This window comes from Paenibacillus alba (genome assembly GCF_013204855.1).
Classification (GTDB): Bacteria; Bacillota; Bacilli; order Paenibacillales; family NBRC-103111; genus Paenibacillus_E; species Paenibacillus_E alba.
In genome coordinates this window covers 1-15948 of the sequence record NZ_JABMKZ010000013.1, presented here as the reverse complement: position 1 = coordinate 15948, position 15948 = coordinate 1, and the positions used below count along the sequence as shown (strand labels likewise).

The 15948-nt window shown below is 47.0% G+C and carries 17 protein-coding genes; 4 read left to right on the top strand and 13 right to left on the bottom strand.

Annotated features, from left to right (window positions below; translation table 11 throughout):
* Positions 1-126 precede the first annotated feature (126 nt).
* The 5 genes from HQN90_RS17375 to HQN90_RS17355 form a co-directional block, all read right to left on the bottom strand.
* Positions 127-2349 (bottom strand): MMPL family transporter, encoded by a 2223-nt coding sequence (locus HQN90_RS17375; protein WP_338042338.1) that lies wholly within the window; start codon positions 2347-2349, stop codon positions 127-129.
* Positions 2350-2423: 74 nt separating this feature from the next.
* Positions 2424-3557: an HD-GYP domain-containing protein gene (locus HQN90_RS17370; RefSeq protein WP_173220945.1), complete on the bottom strand. Its 1134-nt coding sequence runs from the start codon at positions 3555-3557 to the stop codon at positions 2424-2426.
* A gap of 117 nt (positions 3558-3674) precedes the next feature.
* Positions 3675-4487 carry an undecaprenyl-diphosphate phosphatase gene (locus tag HQN90_RS17365; protein WP_173220943.1) on the bottom strand — a complete coding sequence of 271 codons (813 nt, stop codon included), beginning with the start codon at positions 4485-4487 and terminating at the stop codon, positions 3675-3677.
* Between the two features lie 118 nt (positions 4488-4605).
* The gene (locus tag HQN90_RS17360) at positions 4606-6060 is read right to left on the bottom strand and encodes a bifunctional metallophosphatase/5'-nucleotidase (RefSeq protein WP_173220941.1); all 1455 of its coding nucleotides are present in this window, start codon (positions 6058-6060) and stop codon (positions 4606-4608) included.
* 70 nt (positions 6061-6130) lie between these two features.
* The gene (locus HQN90_RS17355; RefSeq protein WP_173220939.1) at positions 6131-6601 is read right to left on the bottom strand and encodes a molybdopterin-dependent oxidoreductase; all 471 of its coding nucleotides are present in this window, start codon (positions 6599-6601) and stop codon (positions 6131-6133) included.
* A 131-nt stretch (positions 6602-6732) separates the two neighbouring features.
* Here HQN90_RS17355 and HQN90_RS17350 point away from each other — a divergent pair, with 131 nt between their 5' ends.
* The 3 genes from HQN90_RS17350 to HQN90_RS17340 are packed head-to-tail and all read left to right on the top strand — an operon-like array spanning position 6733 to position 9630.
* Positions 6733-7434 carry a molybdenum cofactor biosynthesis protein MoaE gene (locus HQN90_RS17350; protein ID WP_173220937.1) on the top strand — a complete coding sequence of 234 codons (702 nt, stop codon included), beginning with the start codon at positions 6733-6735 and terminating at the stop codon, positions 7432-7434.
* A gap of 22 nt (positions 7435-7456) precedes the next feature.
* A complete protein-coding gene (locus tag HQN90_RS17345; RefSeq protein WP_216855350.1) occupies positions 7457-8527 on the top strand; it encodes a ThiF family adenylyltransferase in 1071 nt (356 codons plus the stop codon).
* Positions 8528-8574: 47 nt separating this feature from the next.
* A complete protein-coding gene (locus HQN90_RS17340) occupies positions 8575-9630 on the top strand; it encodes an HD-GYP domain-containing protein (protein WP_173220935.1) in 1056 nt (351 codons plus the stop codon).
* Positions 9631-9640: 10 nt separating this feature from the next.
* Here the strand turns inward: HQN90_RS17340 and HQN90_RS17335 are convergent, their stop codons facing one another.
* From HQN90_RS17335 to HQN90_RS17305, 7 genes are all read right to left on the bottom strand, one after another.
* Positions 9641-10030 carry a DUF350 domain-containing protein gene (locus HQN90_RS17335; protein ID WP_173220933.1) on the bottom strand — a complete coding sequence of 130 codons (390 nt, stop codon included), beginning with the start codon at positions 10028-10030 and terminating at the stop codon, positions 9641-9643.
* Positions 10027-10674 carry a hypothetical protein gene (locus tag HQN90_RS17330; protein WP_173220931.1) on the bottom strand — a complete coding sequence of 216 codons (648 nt, stop codon included), beginning with the start codon at positions 10672-10674 and terminating at the stop codon, positions 10027-10029. Before HQN90_RS17330 ends, HQN90_RS17335 begins: the two co-directional genes overlap by 4 nt.
* Entirely contained in the window at positions 10671-11867 is a 1197-nt protein-coding gene (locus tag HQN90_RS17325; protein WP_173220929.1) for a glutathionylspermidine synthase family protein, read from the bottom strand. Before HQN90_RS17325 ends, HQN90_RS17330 begins: the two co-directional genes overlap by 4 nt.
* Before the next feature lie 4 nt (positions 11868-11871).
* Entirely contained in the window at positions 11872-12771 is a 900-nt protein-coding gene (locus HQN90_RS17320; protein ID WP_173220917.1) for a hypothetical protein, read from the bottom strand.
* The gene (locus HQN90_RS17315) at positions 12768-12989 is read right to left on the bottom strand and encodes a hypothetical protein (protein ID WP_173220927.1); all 222 of its coding nucleotides are present in this window, start codon (positions 12987-12989) and stop codon (positions 12768-12770) included. Before HQN90_RS17315 ends, HQN90_RS17320 begins: the two co-directional genes overlap by 4 nt.
* 117 nt (positions 12990-13106) lie before the next feature.
* Complete coding sequence (locus HQN90_RS17310; RefSeq protein WP_173220925.1) at positions 13107-14216, bottom strand: C40 family peptidase; 1110 nt, start codon at positions 14214-14216, stop codon at positions 13107-13109.
* 131 nt (positions 14217-14347) lie between these two features.
* The gene (locus tag HQN90_RS17305) at positions 14348-14851 is read right to left on the bottom strand and encodes a hypothetical protein (protein WP_246362550.1); all 504 of its coding nucleotides are present in this window, start codon (positions 14849-14851) and stop codon (positions 14348-14350) included.
* A 185-nt stretch (positions 14852-15036) separates the two neighbouring features.
* On the opposite strand from HQN90_RS17305, the gene HQN90_RS17300 reads away from it, so the two are divergent.
* Entirely contained in the window at positions 15037-15465 is a 429-nt protein-coding gene (locus HQN90_RS17300) for a PH domain-containing protein (RefSeq protein WP_173220923.1), read from the top strand.
* A 331-nt stretch (positions 15466-15796) separates the two neighbouring features.
* Here the strand turns inward: HQN90_RS17300 and HQN90_RS39970 are convergent.
* Positions 15797-15948, bottom strand: a 152-nt coding sequence (locus HQN90_RS39970) for an IS3 family transposase (protein ID WP_173220921.1), incomplete at its 5' end; no start/stop codon positions are given.

Here is a 15948-nt window from a genome sequence, read left to right as displayed (position 1 = left end):
GTTTGCACCTGACCTATCATTTCCTATTCACTTGCCCAAATGTTGCTATCATGCCTATACCTATGCCCTATATTGTAACTTATGATTGAAAAAAAAGAAAACGGCCACAAGGACCGTATGTGTCAATTACGGCTTATCTGCCGCTTTATCTGTTCGGATATGCAGCCATTTTGGCGCCCACCAGTTCGCATCGCCTAACAATTTCATCAAAGCGGGAACCAGCATGACGCGAACGATCGTGGCATCAATTAGAACCGCAAGACCCAATCCTAGACCAAGCGCCTTCATAATTTCGATATCCGTGAAAATGAAAGACCCTACGACCACAACGAGAATGAAAGCAGCGCTCGTAATTAAGCTTCCCGTTTTTTTAAGGCCTTCCGCCGTACTCTTATCGTTGTCACCGCTTTGCTCGTATTCCTCCATAATTCGTGAAATGAGGAACACCTCGTAATCCATGGATATCCCGAAGACAACACAGAAGATAATCACTGGCAAAGTCGCACTGATATAGCCGATCGAAGTGATATGCAAGAGATCTGCCAAATAGCCGTGTTGAAAAACTAACACCACAATCCCCAGACTTGCCCCTAAGCTCAGCATGTTCATGAGCACTGCTTTGAGCGGAAGCAAGACAGATCGGAAAGCGAAAAGCAGGACGATATAGGTAATTCCCATAACGAAAATCAGTACCGCCGGTATTTCATTCTGGATACGATCTATAATATCTAGACGATAAGCAGGTCCGCCTGTGACCGCTATCTCCAATCCATCATTGCTTACACGGCGCAGCTCGCGTACCAGCTCGTCTGTAGAAGGGTCATCCGTGTCCTTCTCGGGGACAACAATCAACAACGCGGTATGCCCCTTGGCTATTTGATTGTCCTCGATCTTCGACTTCACACTGGCATCCTTCAGCATTGTGGCTAAATCTTGATCCGAATGCTGCCCCAGTGAGCTAATGAAGCTCTGCACTTCCTTCACGCCGGATACGCCTTTCACCTGCTCGCTATAGGCACGAATCAGCCCTATTGATGTCTCATCCCATACCTCGGCTCCCGTATGGACAACGATTTGAATAGGGCCTGTCATGCGCGGATCATACGCAGCCTTGAGCAAATCAGCCCCGTACCGCGATTCATAGTTCGGTGGCAGTACTTCCGCATTAGGCACGCTTAACTTCATATGACTGATAGGTGTCATCATATACAGCAAAGCACCGCCTACGAGGACAACTAATAGAACAGGCCGTCTCATTACGGTATAAGCAATACGTTCCCAGAATCGGGACGTTTCTTGTTTGCGAAAGCGCTTCGGCAAAACTTGCAAAGAATTAATTTTTGTCCCCAAAATGCCTAATAAAGAAAGCAGCAGCGTATTCGCTACGATTACGGAAATCGAAACAACGATCACGCCGCCTAGGCATAAGGAACGAAAAAATGTCAAATCAACGAACAGCATGCCGATTAATCCAATCAGGACAGCGATGCCAGAAAAGAAAATCGATTTTCCCGCAGTTTGGCATGTCATAGCTACCGCTTCCGCCACACTGCTCTGACGCTTGAGTTCTTCCCGAAATCGGCTAACGAGAAACAACGCATAATCAATACCGACAGCCAGACCTAGCATGGTCACCATATTAGGCAGAAAATTCGATAAGGATTGATGCTGCGCAATAAAATACGTGATGCCCAGCGTCAAGGTTACGCTCATTAATCCGACAATCATCGGAAGCAGCGCAGCAACCAAGGTTCCGAATACAATCAATAAAACGATAAGGGCAATCGGAAGGCCAATTGCTTCTGATTTAGCAATATCATGCTTGCTGGCTTCCTGCATATCATGCAAAATGGCAGGCCCGCCCGTCACATATACCTTCATCCCACTGGGCGGATGCACAAGTCCCTTAAGTTCCGGGTATTTCTCTAGAGCGGGATCGGTATCCAGCTTCAGGGATAACGTGACAGCTTGTACATTCCGATAACCTTCATTGCGCGGTGTCGTGACGAACTTCACGCTTTCCACATAAGGGAGCTGCTTTAACTCATTCAGTGAAGCCATGATCGTTTGTTGATGGCGTTCTTCCGTCATATCCAGCCCGTCGGCTGTATATACCAGGTTCAGCTGCGTTAGCGGGACACCCAGTTCATCTCGCAGCTGGAGGAAGCCCTGATCAGACTCGCTGCCTTTGGGCGTGAAGCCGTTGTCCTTCAACATGCCAGGCGTTTGCTGGGCAAACATCGCAAAGCTGAGAAGCAGCACTATGCCAATGGCCAATACGAGCCAGCGGAAGCGGTGCATGGCATATCCCCATCTCCAGAACTTCCCTTTTACCGTCGATTCTCTCACAAGCGTACCCCCTTGATTATCGCAAAAAGAACCTGGGAGCCCAGGTTCTTCTAGTTCGTTATCTATATTGTATCTCAAAGAAGTGTCGGTATATGCGGATCTGTCCCCAGATCATCCACTTTAATTTCGCCAATTTCTGAAATTAAGACAGAAAGTCTTTTGGACAGATCAATTTCGTAGGGCTCTTTCAATACGGTTCCCGCTTCATCCTGCAAGATGCGTACGATTGGTCTTTGGGGTACGGCCATGTTTAACTTGGAAACAATCCCGTATTCGCCGGTGTTCAGCCGCACGGTAATTCCTAGTGGATAGATGGCAATTTTGTCGCGGAACAAGGCGATTTGGCTCTGGTCGTACATGGTCGTTGATCCAGCGAACAACTGCTCCATGGCTTCATGGGGAAGCAGCGGCCTTCTGTACACTCTTGTCGTTGTCATCGCATCATAGGAATCCACGAGCCCGATCCATTTGGCAAATTCATTAATGTCCGACCCCTGCAGACCACGCGGATAACCGCTTCCGTTGACACGTTCATGATGCTGAAGCGCGCAATGCGCCGAAATTAACGGAATGTTCGGTTCTTCCTTCAGAATTTGAAAGCCATAATTCGTGTGGTTTTTCATTTCTGTGAACTCTTCTGGTGTCAATTGCGAAGGCTTGCGCAGGATACCGAGCGGTACTTTGGTTTTGCCAATATCATGCAGCAAAGCGCCTAGACCCAATGTTTCCAAATTCTCGCGGCTGTAGCCATAGCTGATCCCCAGCATAATCGCATAAATACTCACATTGACGGAATGCTGGAAAAGATAATTATCTTTAATATTCATATTATTGAGCATAACCATAGCACCTTGATGGGCGCTTAAGTCGTCAATGATCATCCTCATTACATCGCGAAAATTTCTTCCAATATCATAGTAGCTGACAGCCCCGCGCTTATTCGAATCCTCCATCACTTTCTTGAATGTATTTCGAATTTCGATGACAGCTCTGGTTCTCGTTTCGTCTTGGATGATGTCTTCTTGAATGACATCGTCGGTTCTTGAATCTTCTATGTAGATATAATCGATACCATACGAAAAAAGCCGATCAATTAGTCTCTGAGTTAGCTCCACGTTAACGGCCAACAACACCATACCATCGTCGTTGTAAATATTCTTGGCCAGCCTCATTCCAGGATGACACATGTTGATCGGCATTAACAGCATTTAAGGACCCCCGCTAGCTGAGCGTTATTTTCTATCTAAATGTAATAGATTTCACAAAAAAGTTCAACACAAAAAACCGCATCATTCGACGCGGTTCGCTAAATATTTGAAATATGATTACTTTAAGAACATATAAAGAGCAAAAACGATAGCTACGGCAAATCGATAGTAAGCAAAATACGTTAATTTCATGTTTTGAACAAACTTGATGAAGGAAACAACCGCTAACAAAGCAACGATGAAAGCTACGATAAAACCAACCGCGAAAAAGGGCAAATCCGAGGAAGAGAGAGCGTCATAATTTTTCAAAAAATACACGCCTGATGCGCCAAACATAATTGGAATTGCCATGATAAACGTAAAATCAGCAGAAGCTGCGCGGCTTACGCCAGACAGCATGCCCCCCGCAATCGTCGAGCCGGACCGCGAGAATCCTGGCCAGATGGAAACTAGCTGCCACAGCCCAATGAAGAAAGCCTGACGATACGTCAAGTCATCTAAAACCATCGTACTCGGCTGGGATTTTTTCTTTTCCGCAATAATCAGCAGAATCCCGCCCAAGACCAGACCAACGAGGACCGTCGTGGTGTTAAACAGCTTCTCATCGACAACATGGTTAAACTTTAAGCCAATCACACCCGCAGGCAAAATACCGATCAGGATATGCAGCAAGTTCAATTTCTTGCCGGTTCTGCTTTCACTTTTTCTTTTCACTAAGCCAAACAATGATAAAATACGTTTCCAATAAATGATCACGACAGCCATAATGGCACCCAATTGGATGACAAAATCAAAAGTTTTCATCACTTGGTCGTTTTCTGTGTTCAACAAGCTTTGCGCTAGAATCATATGCCCCGTAGATGAGACGGGCAAAAACTCGGTCAAGCCTTCGACGATCCCAATGATGATCGCTTCAAAAATAGTATGCATGGTTTCCCCCTAAATTGTGAGAGTTTATTAAAATGAAGCCTGTCCAATTATCTATTCTACTTGCAACTTGGTGAATCTGACAACTTTTTTGATAAAGCTTTACATGAACTACATAATTTCAGCTCACCGAAATACTTCGATCCGTGAACCGCAAGCTTTGGCTTTGGGCGATCGCTTCCTCGTCCCGCAGCTCAGAAGCCAGTATATCGCGAATAAATTCAGGAAGCATATAGGCCACTTCTTTCCCACGGCTTAGCGATAAATAACCGGAGCCGAACGTAAACATATCAATCGTACCCACCACGTAGTCACGATCAAGCTCAAGCAGGTTCTCGCCGACATGCACGGCAAGAATTCGCTCATAAGGTGCGCGCGAGCTGTCCAGCTCGACGGTTATCCCGTCGACGCACAGCACGCCCAGCACCTCGCCCCGGAAGCCGAAGCCGCGAATCGGCTTCTCCATGAACTCGCCGATCAGCGACTCCTCGAGCGCTTGCAGCAGATCCGCCCCGCTGAGCAGCAGCCGGCAGGGGTTGATCGGCCCTGGGCAGATGTCCAGCAATCTGCCTTTGGTTAACCGCCCCTCCTTCAGTCCCTGAAGGAGTTGGCCGCTGTTGACCAGCCCGATTTCGGCGCTGGTCCAGCGGCGAAGCCCTGCGGCAAGCAAGTTGCCGAGCGGGGATTCGCCGTACCAGTCCAGACGCAGCGGCTGCCGCAGCTGCGTCACTTCCTCATCCAGCGCCGCTGCGCCGGCGATGCGGTAGTGATCCAGCAGCGCGATCACGCTGCTGTCTTCCTCGTGTTCCGCCGTCATCGGGACGACGCGGCCGTGCAGTTCCACGATTCGGCGCTGCGCCGAATCGTAGGCAAGTTCAATGTGGCCGGCGTACTGACCATACTTGCCGGCCGCACAAATATAGGTGCCGCACAGAAGAAGCGGCTCCTCCAGCACGTGATGGGTGTGTCCACCCAGAATCACGTCGATCCCTTCCAGCTCCTCAGCCATCCGCTGGTCCATTCTCAGCCCCAAATGGGACATCACAATCAGGATGTCCACTTGAGGACGGAGAAGCCGAATTTGGGCTTCTACAGCCTCGACAGGATCTGTGACATGCCATCCTAGCAGCTCGTAATAGATTTGATAAGCCGCAGTGACGCCAATTAATCCAATCTGGAGACCTGATTTCTCAAGAATGAGGGAGACCTGCATCCACTCCGGCGTCTGATTCGTCGCCATATCGATAATGTTGCTGCCAATAATAGGAAACCTCGCATGGTTTTTCACAACGGCGCTCAGCAAATCCGGGGTAAAAGTCAGCCCCTCATTGTTTCCGACCACCATGGCTTCATAACCGGTTGCATTCATAATTTCCAAGTTCGCAATCGCATTCGTGCCTTCTGTTTCGGGTCTCATCCGGTCCATATGATCGCCGATATCCAGCGTCAACACCTGATCAGCCGGCCACAACCGACGAACACGATCAAAATAGGCGCTGATTTTGGGCATTTGTTCAAAATGACTATGTAAATCATTCGTATGTAAAATTACTAGTCGTTGCAAAGGCTCAGACAAACCAGTCACCACGCTTTCCAGGCTTCATCCAGTTCCAAGCATGTCTAATTTTATGCAGGAAACAGGATGATCATTTCTTGTATTTCAGTTCATCCAGTGTTACTCGATTTTTGAACCCGAAGGTCGACTCTTCCCCGAGCGAAGGATCATGCAGAAACCAGATGTTCACGATGCTTTTGACATTCAGGCATTCACTGCTGCCATCAGGTACATAAAGTCGTATCGGATATCCCTTTTTGAGGGGTTGTCCGTCCTGTTCGTATAGAAACAAGGCTTTCTCTGCCTCAGACCACGGGATAAGAGCTTGAAACTCATCCACAGCCTCTACTTTAACATGGGTAGGTTCATCCAACGGCTTGCCCGCATGGCTCGTTTTCCAACTTCGATACCAGTCTTTTAAATCAAAAGCTTTCCCCTGTACTTCAGGGACCCGCGCTTCAAGGGACAGCTTGTGCTCAGCAAGCTCAACCATTTGTGCGACCGTAAACTCTTCCGTTGCTATATGGATGTCTGACACTTGTATGTGGGTTTCCAATGACATAAAGTCTGATCTCCTTTCATCCTTATGACTCCGATAGGCCTCTCCAAAGGCTTCCCCATTATACCATTTTCAGGACAAAATATGATATGCTGTAGGGGATTCCTACTATATAAGCCATTAGGAGCAGACCCATGAAACTTCACATTCACCTATTCGCAGGTCTGGTTGACCTGTTCGGGACTTCTGTCCTACACATAGATATTCAGCAAGAAACGATCTCCATTGAACAACTCAAGGAACAGATCGCTGCTGCTTATCCGGCGGCATCCGAGCCGCTGCAATCTTGCTTCTTCGCCAAAAATCAAGCCTATGCCGGCAGCCAAGAGATCATCACCGAAGCAGACGAGCTTGCGCTGATCCCCCCAGTCTCTGGAGGGCAACCCGCGAACTATGAAATCACGTACGATACCATTGATGCCGCCTCCGTAGCTGCGAAAGTCAACCATCCGAATCATGGCGCTTCCCTTGCTTTTATCGGTACAACACGAGAAATGACCTATGGGCAGCGCACCGTACTTCTGGAATATGAGGCCTACACCCCTATGGCACTCAAAACCATGGAAACCATCGGTCAGGAAATAGACACGAAGTGGCCTGGCACGCTATGCGCCATTACCCATCGTTTGGGCAAGGTCGCTATTGCAGAAGCGAGTGTAGTGATTGCCGTTTCTTCTCCTCACCGGGCAGATTGTTACGAAGCAAGCCGCTACGCGATTGAGCGTTTGAAGCAAATCGTCCCCATTTGGAAAAAAGAGATATGGGAAGACGGTTCCGAGTGGAAAGGCAGCCAGACTGGGCCTTGGAACCCGCTTGAGATACCAGCCACTGAATAGACTCGATTGGAGATGAGCCATCTTGAACTCACATTCACATTTAGATAACGAACAAATAGATCACGTAGATGCCCGTTATTCCAGACAAATCCTCTTTTCCCCGATCGGTGCGGAAGGACAGCGCAAGCTGGGGGAAAGTCGCGTCGCCATCGTTGGCATGGGAGCACTTGGTACCGTACTTGCCAATCATATGGTACGTGCCGGGATCGGCTATGTGCGTTTAATTGACCGCGACTTCGTCGACACCAGCAATCTGCAGCGGCAAATGCTGTATGATGAGGAAGACGCTAACACAACAACACCGAAGGCTATTGCTGCCGCAAGACGGCTGCAGCTCGTCAATTCGCTTGTTACCATCGAACCTCACGTCACTGATCTCAATTCCACGAACGCTGAAGACTTATTAAGCGATGTGGATTTAATTCTCGATGGCACCGATAATTTCTCGGTTCGCTTTCTCATTAATGATGTGAGCATGAAGCTTGGAATTCCTTGGATCTATGGCGGTGCCGTTGCCTCGCGCGGCGTCTCCTTAACCATCATTCCCGGACAAACGCCATGCTTGCGCTGCTTGTTTACCCAGGCTCCCGCTGCCGGAACAGCTGAAACCTGTGATACGGCGGGCGTCATTGGCGGCATCATTCATGTCGTTGCTTCCTTTCAATCCACCGAAGCCCTGAAACTGCTTATTGGCGCAAAGGAACAGCTGAATCTCAAAATGCAGCAATGGGACCTATGGTTCAATCAGCACTCCGCTATTCGGGTCGATGGCGCATTGAAGTCGGATTGTCCTGCCTGCGCGAAGCAGCAATATGAGTATTTGGAAGCACATCTCGAAAACGACACGATTCAATCCTTATGCGGACGGAACTCGGTCCAGATCCAACCTATTGTCCCCTCCACCAAGTCGCTTGACGATTGGGAAGAGCGTTTGAAACCTCTCGGACCGGTTGAGAAGAATCGCTTCCTTCTAAAGTTTCAAGCTGCGCCTGATTTGCATATGGTCATTTTCCCGGGAGGCCGTGTCTTGATTCAAGGGACCGATGATTTAATTCAGGCCAAAAGTCTTTACAGCCGTTATATTGGGATGTAGTATATTACCATATACCTACTGATTATAGGCCTAGGAGAGGAACTTCAATGCACATTCATGTCTTGCAATTAATCGTTGGCGATAAACTGATTTCCGATTCTTACAATTCGTTAGGCCTTCACTTGCTATCCTCTGGAACTATTTTGGATGCAGGCGATATTCATATGCTCAATCGCCACAATGTCGAATATGTAGATATTCTGCCCAGAACGACGATCGGAGCAGGCCACGAGCCAAGTGAAGCTCCCGTTCGTAAAGCAAATGCCCTGCAATTATCTTCTTTCAGCAACTCTATTACAGCCATTAAAGATATCTTCACTACCGTAGGAGATGGCGGTTTAATTGATAACGAAGTTGTTGAGTCCGCTTTCAATCCTTTAATTGACAGCTTTCAGGAAGAAAAAGACGTTGTTTCCTTGCTGCTTTCCTTAACCAGTCAAGATGACTATACGTACCAGCATAGTGTACAAGTCGGCATGCTTTCCTATTACATAGCCAAGTGGATGAACAAAAGCGAAAAAGATGCGCTTTATATAGGAAAAGCAGGCTATCTCCATGATATCGGTAAAAGTAGAATTCACCCGGATATCCTGAATAAGCCTGCTAAATTGACGAATGATGAGTACAATGAAATTCAAAAACACACGATTTATGGCTACGAAATCATCAAGAGTTCAATGAAAGATAATACCTTAGCCCTTGTTGCCTTGCAGCATCATGAACGCATGGATGGGTCCGGCTATCCCATGCGCAAGAAAAGCACCGAAATTCATTCCTATTCCTTAATTATTTCGGTAGCTGATGTCTATAGCGCGATGATCTGCAACCGTGTTTATCAGGAAAAGCGTGATCTGCTTATTGTTCTGAAAGAACTGCATCGCATGAGCTTTGGACAGCTGGATCCGAAAATTACGCAAGTGTTTATCCGGAACATGATTCCTAACTTTATCGGCAAAAAGGTGTCGCTGAGCGATGGACGCGTCGGGCGGATCGTCATGACGAATCCCTCCGATTTCTTCCGGCCGCTCATTAACATCAATAATGAATTCTTGGATCTGTCTCAGCTGCAAGACGTCGAAATCACGCAAATCGCAATCGAATAGGAATTAGCAATTAAACAATTAAACTGCTGACTGCAATCGCAATTCCAATATATACTGCAGCCAGCAGGGTGCCAACCGCGATGTTCCCTTGCTTCAATTGATCAGACAGCTTCACCCTTGGCGTCAGCCAATCGAACACCCAGTAAGTAGCGACCACGCAGACGTACCCCACAGCAAACCATAAGCACATATGCGAGATGGATGAATTGGTATAAGCCGCAATGCCTAGCACAATCGCTGTTGCGACAAACTGGCCCCCCATGGAAATGCCTACAGCGACATTCCCATTGTTGACCTCCTCCATTTCACGATAAGGCGTCATTAAGCTAAAAATATACATGCCTCCGAATTGCAGCAGGACAATCACGAATAAACTGACTACAACGTTAAACACTATCACTCTGCCCACCCCCGAAATTTCGCCATAGATTGATCATAATTGCTGTAATCATGAACTTCTTCTAAAATCACTTGCACATCCTTCTTGCTTTTGAAATCTGTATAGCGCTCTTCTGGGATCGGCTGCTTCACTTTCTGCCCAGTTGGCAGCTCAACAACAGCGAAGTAGCGGAATTTGCCATCGAGCTCCGTTTTGTAGACACCAACCAACTTGACCTCCGTCTTGATTTCAACCTTCAACTCAGCCAAATCCTTGTCCGCTTCCTCTTTCGTTTTGAACGTTTTGATGGGCTTCCATTGCGACAAGGTCACATCATTTTTACCTTGACTATCTGCTTTCATCGTCGCCTGTATCGAACTTAACACCCAGATCTGTTCACCGGTTGCAAAATTCTGATCATTGGAAATACGTTCATTATTCGGCAATAAGACCATGTCGCCATCCAATAAATCTCCGACCTTTGCTTCCCGAACTTGATAATCCCAAGGTACTTCCCCAGTAACGCCGCTGACGCTAGCTGCATCCCCCGATGCCGTCTTGCTCGAATCGGCTTGCTTCTTATCCGCAGCAACGCTGCATGCCCGAGCAATCAGGAAAAGTACAAAAACGACAAGTACCAACATCCAAATTCGCTTTTTATTCAAGGTGCCTTCACTCCAATCGCTACAAATTGACTCGTATTGCCTGTAATCATTCCGCCTGCTCTCCCCAAAAGCCCGCAAGGGGTGCCATTTAATACAAAAAGCCCCGTTAACAAATGCTTCTTCCCCTGAGCAAAAGAAAGCTCCGGCAAATCAGCACGCTGCTGATATACACGCTCAAAAAATACACTTGTATCGAATCCAGCTTCATCTTTAACCTCAATGTCTCCGTTGGCGTCATAAAGCTCTACGGAACCGCCTTCTCTGCCGAACATCGATTTGGACACGTAATCTCTTGTGAGCAGCGGTTCTGTATAGGTAGGCAGCATATAACTTGCAATAGCCTTATGTTCATCGGCTGTATAGATAGCATCATTTCCTTCATGCAAGCCCCAAATCAAAGCCTGTAAGCCTTTGGATTGCAAAATGACGGCATGTAAAGGATTGAACAGCTGTATGAACTGCTCCTCTATCGCATAGGCGAATGCTTCTCCACCATCATCTACTCCCATCCATTCCTTGGGGTAAAGCGCAAACATTTTGGTAATGATGTGCTCCTTGCCTACTTTTACAACACCTTCATCAATCCATAGGTCCAGAGTGTCCACACAGGTCATCTGTCTTCCGCTATGTGCTACCAGCGCGTCTATTGTCCCTGTATCTTCTATATGATCGCCATAGGCCGTGCAGGCCGCGTAGTCAGGCGCTTCGATTTCCCAAGCTGCCCGAACGAGGTCTTTCATCGCATGATTGGGGGACTCGATTCCTTTGGACCCGCATAACCAAGGCGTCGCGATCGCCGCTTCCACATATCCGGTTGGCGTATCCGCGTTTAGTTCCAAAAGCTTAATTCGGCCATCCTGATTCACCGTAAAATCAAACCGCGCATACCGGCTTATAAAGCCCGCTTCGTTCGGTTGGAGCCGATCCAACCCATCCCACAGCACTTCCGGGATTGACAACTGCCTGTATAATGTGCGGCTTCCTATGACATATCGGACGGCTTTATCAAACACACGCCACAGCCATTGCGCAGCGTGAATCAATTCATCGTAAGATGTTCGTTCCATCAGCACAATCTGATCAATCCAATATTCCTCGGTTTCCAGGTCTGCCCAAGTAAATCCTAGTTCGGCCAGCTTCGCCACTTGAGCTTGTCGATCCGGCGAAGGTGATCCTATCACTTCAAACACCACAAGATTAACCTCCTGAGCTGGATGATGAACTAGAGGATGAGCTGAATCCGCTTGATTTGCCGCCAATACTGCCGGAAGACGTTGAAGTCGATTTGGAAGACGACGTTCCACTGCTGCTGACCGATCCCGAAGAGCCTGAATTCGTCGAAGAACCTTTGGACCCTGAGGTTCCTGAGGTTCCTGAGGTTCCTTTTGTTCCTGAAGTTCCTGCGGTGTCTGAAGTTCCTGCAGCTCCTGAAGTGCCTGAGGTGCTTTTTGTCCCTGAAGTTCCTGCAGCTCCTGAAGTTCCCGAAGTTCCCGAAGTTCCTGAAGTGCCTGAAGTTCCTTTTGTCCCAGAAGATGAACCTGAAGCAGTACTCGGTGTATTGGCCGTTGTCGAACCCGATTTTGCTGTTGATGATTTATTCGTCGTAAACGTTCCTGTTCCGCTTGATGTTGTCGGAGCTTTGGTTGTGGAACGATTCGTGAATGTGCTTGGTTGGTACGTTTTGCTCACATACGGTGTATTAGAACGATAATAAGAAGAGCGATGATTGCTTCCCCAGTTATTCGAAGAATACGGGCTTACTGTATTAAAAATCAAATGATACAATAACAAATCATCCCAACCGAACCCGCTGCCGCCGCTAACTTGATTCACGATAATCGGTGCCGTGCCGCTGCCGGAGCTTGAATCACCCGATGTGGAGGAGTCAGCCCCCGTCCCTTTCGCGGAAGGAACCGGCAAGCTCCAATCCAGCGCAGGGTCGAAAAACGCTTTCACCTCATCCGTAGACCATTCAACCAGCTTGGCTGAACCTGCATTCGGCTTCGGAGACTCCGCGGCATGCGCCGGTAGAAGCAGCAAATGGCCGGCAAGCAAAATCCCTAGCGAAGCTGAAAGTACTTTGAGCGGTCGCTTCACGGCCGATTCACTCCCCCTTCTGAATGTACTGTTACCAATAAAATTTCAAACACATTCAAATCCAGATTCAATCTGCCTTCAATCATTTCATACTCCTTGCCGTTAACCAGAAGAAAATTAGCCACATTCAAAGCCGAAATCAGCTGCTCATCCCAGGGACGATCACTAATTTTTTGCAGCTCTCCATCTACCATTTTTTCGTAAAGGGTAATATTCATCGAATTATTCCTCCTCCATCCAAGACTTTACATTAGATAAAACGCACGAACTGTCGATTTGTTTCAATTTTCCAGAAAATAAAAAAAGGCCTACCCCTAAGGATAGACGCTAACCGATCAATATACAATCCGTTTTGCTCGAAGAAAAGTTGCTTTCCAGTAAGCTTTATCAATATTTGAGATTTGAACGCCGTTTTTAGGCTCCGGGGATGCATGCAGCATTTGCATGTTGCCGATGTAGATGCCTACATGTCCAACCGTTTTGTTGCTTTTAAAACGACCCGGCACATAGAAAAACATTAAATCCCCTTTGCGGAGCGTTTTGCGGCTTACCAAAGTGCCTTGAGCCGCTTGCTGACGAGCCAATCGTTGCAGCTTTATGCCATATTTTCCATATACATATTGGGTAAATGTGGAGCAGTCGAATTTCCCGGTTTCTGGGTAGGGACCTGTACCGAATTTATATTTTACCCCCAAATATTGTTCGCCTTTATCAATCATCGCGTTAACATCAACGTTTTTCAGAACGGGAACAACTTGATCTTGTCCTAAAGGAGACCACACCTGAAGCTCATTCTCCAGCAGCAGATTGTTGGATACAGGACTTTCATTCTTTTTCACGCCTTTAAATGGATCTTGCGGATCCTCGCCGAACCCAAGCTCATTAGTTCTGCCGCTAGGATCAGCTGCATCCTCACTCTCTATAGGCGCTACAGGCGAGGGATGAATCTTCAATTGATTTTTGCTGATTTCAAAAGACATATCTTCCTGAAACAAGTCTGACAGTGCTGAGACCGGTACATACGTCGTGTCCCCTTCTTTGATAAAAGGCTGGCTCACTTGAATGTCTGAACCGTCCTTCATCGCTTTCGTTGAGTTCACCGTTAATTCGTAGTTCGCATCATTATCTCCAATGAGCAGCTTCTGATTAGCGGCATCCCAGTCTGACTGGAACTTTAATGTTTGAATAAGTTCACTGGCAGCTACATAATTGACATTGTTAATTACTTTAATGGGGAGGACCGCATCATCGTTTCCGCTTTGGATTACGTTGCTGCCAGATTGAGATAAGCTCTGGGTTAATGTATTGCCTGTACCTGATTGTGTCGGTGAATTTGGCGTTGGTGCTGAAAGCTTGGAACTTTTCGGATTACTCCCACAAGCTGTCGTAGTCGCCATCATGACAACCATGCTACCTAGTGCCACTACTTTGAGCTTTTTCCACATACCTTCTCTTCTCCTTTAAAGACACATTATAATCCTTCATAGGTTGAGAAAAGGAGCATGTAAATATGCATGAAAGGGAGTGATCACCTGCATGGAGCATGTTGGAAGCAAGCTTGCTGCATAAGATCAGTTCAGTTGGATTTAAATAATCCTGTGATCCATTTGATTGCATCATGGGTGAGTGGAATTAGTCCAAAGCCGTGCTGACCTATCGCAACAACGCCATAAGCCGTTTCTCCAATTCCCACTGCCCCAATGGCTGTCCTAGCGATAGCAACTGCCCCCACAGCCGTATCCCCAATGGCTACAGCTCCGATTGAGAACCAATTCGAAATGGCAACAGCGCCGCCTGCCAAATAACTCGACATCGCAACAGCTCCAATCGACAACAGCCAAGAGATCGCTACAGCGCCAAAAGAGAAAACCCCCACACTGACAGCCCCTATTGAGAAAATGCCAATCGCAATATCCCCTACAGCAATAACGCCAATGGCCACCCGTTTTCTGCCTTTGCCCAAACCACCTGTTTGAATGTTAATAATAGGAAAAGACGATGAGGGCCATTGGTAATCAATTTCTCGTTGATTCCAGCCTTTGCTTTCCCACATGCCATTAAACCAGTTCATTCCGCTCATCTCGTGCTCCCTCACTTCTCTGCCTGGACCTCCAGACATTCATTGTTCTAAGTATAGCAACATCCTTGCGCTGGTATAACCGTCTCTGGTAGGCTTAACCGTCCGTCTCAAGACGGAGAGTAGATAAAGGATTCCACTTCTTTTGGTCGAATAATGGGAATAACATGAAACGAGGAGGGATAACAATGGCAGGTTTTTTAAATGGACTTTTAGGTAATTTCTCAGAAGTTTCCGTCGATGAACTCACTAGACAATATGGCATCTATCTCATGCCGAATGAGAGAATAACGACCGGATTTAAGCTGGTACGGGATAGCTTCATCGTCACCGATGAAAGAATTATTCTCATTGATCATCAAGGTGTGACAGGTAAAAAAACGCGGGTAGCCTCCATTGAGCTCGACTCTATTTACGAAGTAACGATGGAAACTGGCGGCACCGGCTTTGACGACAGCGAATTAACCATTCATTACATCACTTCACCGTACTACAAAGCCAATGATGCCAAAACGGCAGCTTACAAATTCGAATTTGGCAAAAAGTTCAATCTCCAGCCTTTTTATGTAGCTATTCTTTCGCTGGCCAGCCAGAACCGCAAGCGCATTAATTCATAAGTCAATGAATGACTTCCTTCCTTTGACTTGGAGTAAGTAAAAAGATGCAATTGTGCATCTTTTTAGCTCCATTCATGTGGAAAATTGGTAAATTCCTGCGATTATGCATCAATTTAAGGCTCATTTTCGTTTTCAGCTCAAAAAGGGAGGAAATACCTGCACAATTGCAGGCATTTCTTCCTTTTTTGCGATTTTACTGAAAAAGCCTGCACAATCGCAGGCATTTCCTCTTCCTTTTTAGCGATTTCGGTTCGGCCCCTTAATTATGGAGTCCATCTGCTAAATGCTCTCGCTCTCGCAGTTTTTCATTTTTCTCATTTCTCTAAACACACTAAACCGAAATTTCTATGGCTTCTAATTTTTTAGCTTTCCAAGCCTCATGGTACTGACTTGGACTCATTTTGTGCAGACTTCCGTGGAAACGCCGTTGGTTGTAGAATTCAATGTATGTGTGTACTCTCTGGTAAGCTTCTTCAAATGTTT

Excerpts from the sequence above, each read along its gene's own strand:
- HQN90_RS17365 (WP_173220943.1), bottom strand. The coding sequence starts at position 4,487 with ATGCATACTATTTTTGAAGCGATCATCATTGGGATCGTCGAAGGCTTG.
- HQN90_RS17370 (WP_173220945.1), bottom strand. The coding sequence starts at position 3,557 with ATGCTGTTAATGCCGATCAACATGTGTCATCCTGGAATGAGGCTGGCC.
- HQN90_RS17315 (WP_173220927.1), bottom strand. The coding sequence starts at position 12,989 with ATGAATATTACCCTTTACGAAAAAATGGTAGATGGAGAGCTGCAAAAA.
- HQN90_RS17355 (WP_173220939.1), bottom strand. The coding sequence starts at position 6,601 with ATGTCATTGGAAACCCACATACAAGTGTCAGACATCCATATAGCAACG.
- HQN90_RS17350 (WP_173220937.1), top strand. The coding sequence starts at position 6,733 with ATGAAACTTCACATTCACCTATTCGCAGGTCTGGTTGACCTGTTCGGG.
- HQN90_RS17310 (WP_173220925.1), bottom strand. The coding sequence starts at position 14,216 with ATGTGGAAAAAGCTCAAAGTAGTGGCACTAGGTAGCATGGTTGTCATG.
- HQN90_RS17305 (WP_246362550.1), bottom strand. The coding sequence starts at position 14,851 with ATGAGCGGAATGAACTGGTTTAATGGCATGTGGGAAAGCAAAGGCTGG.
- HQN90_RS17300 (WP_173220923.1), top strand. The coding sequence starts at position 15,037 with ATGGCAGGTTTTTTAAATGGACTTTTAGGTAATTTCTCAGAAGTTTCC.
- HQN90_RS17340 (WP_173220935.1), top strand. The coding sequence starts at position 8,575 with ATGCACATTCATGTCTTGCAATTAATCGTTGGCGATAAACTGATTTCC.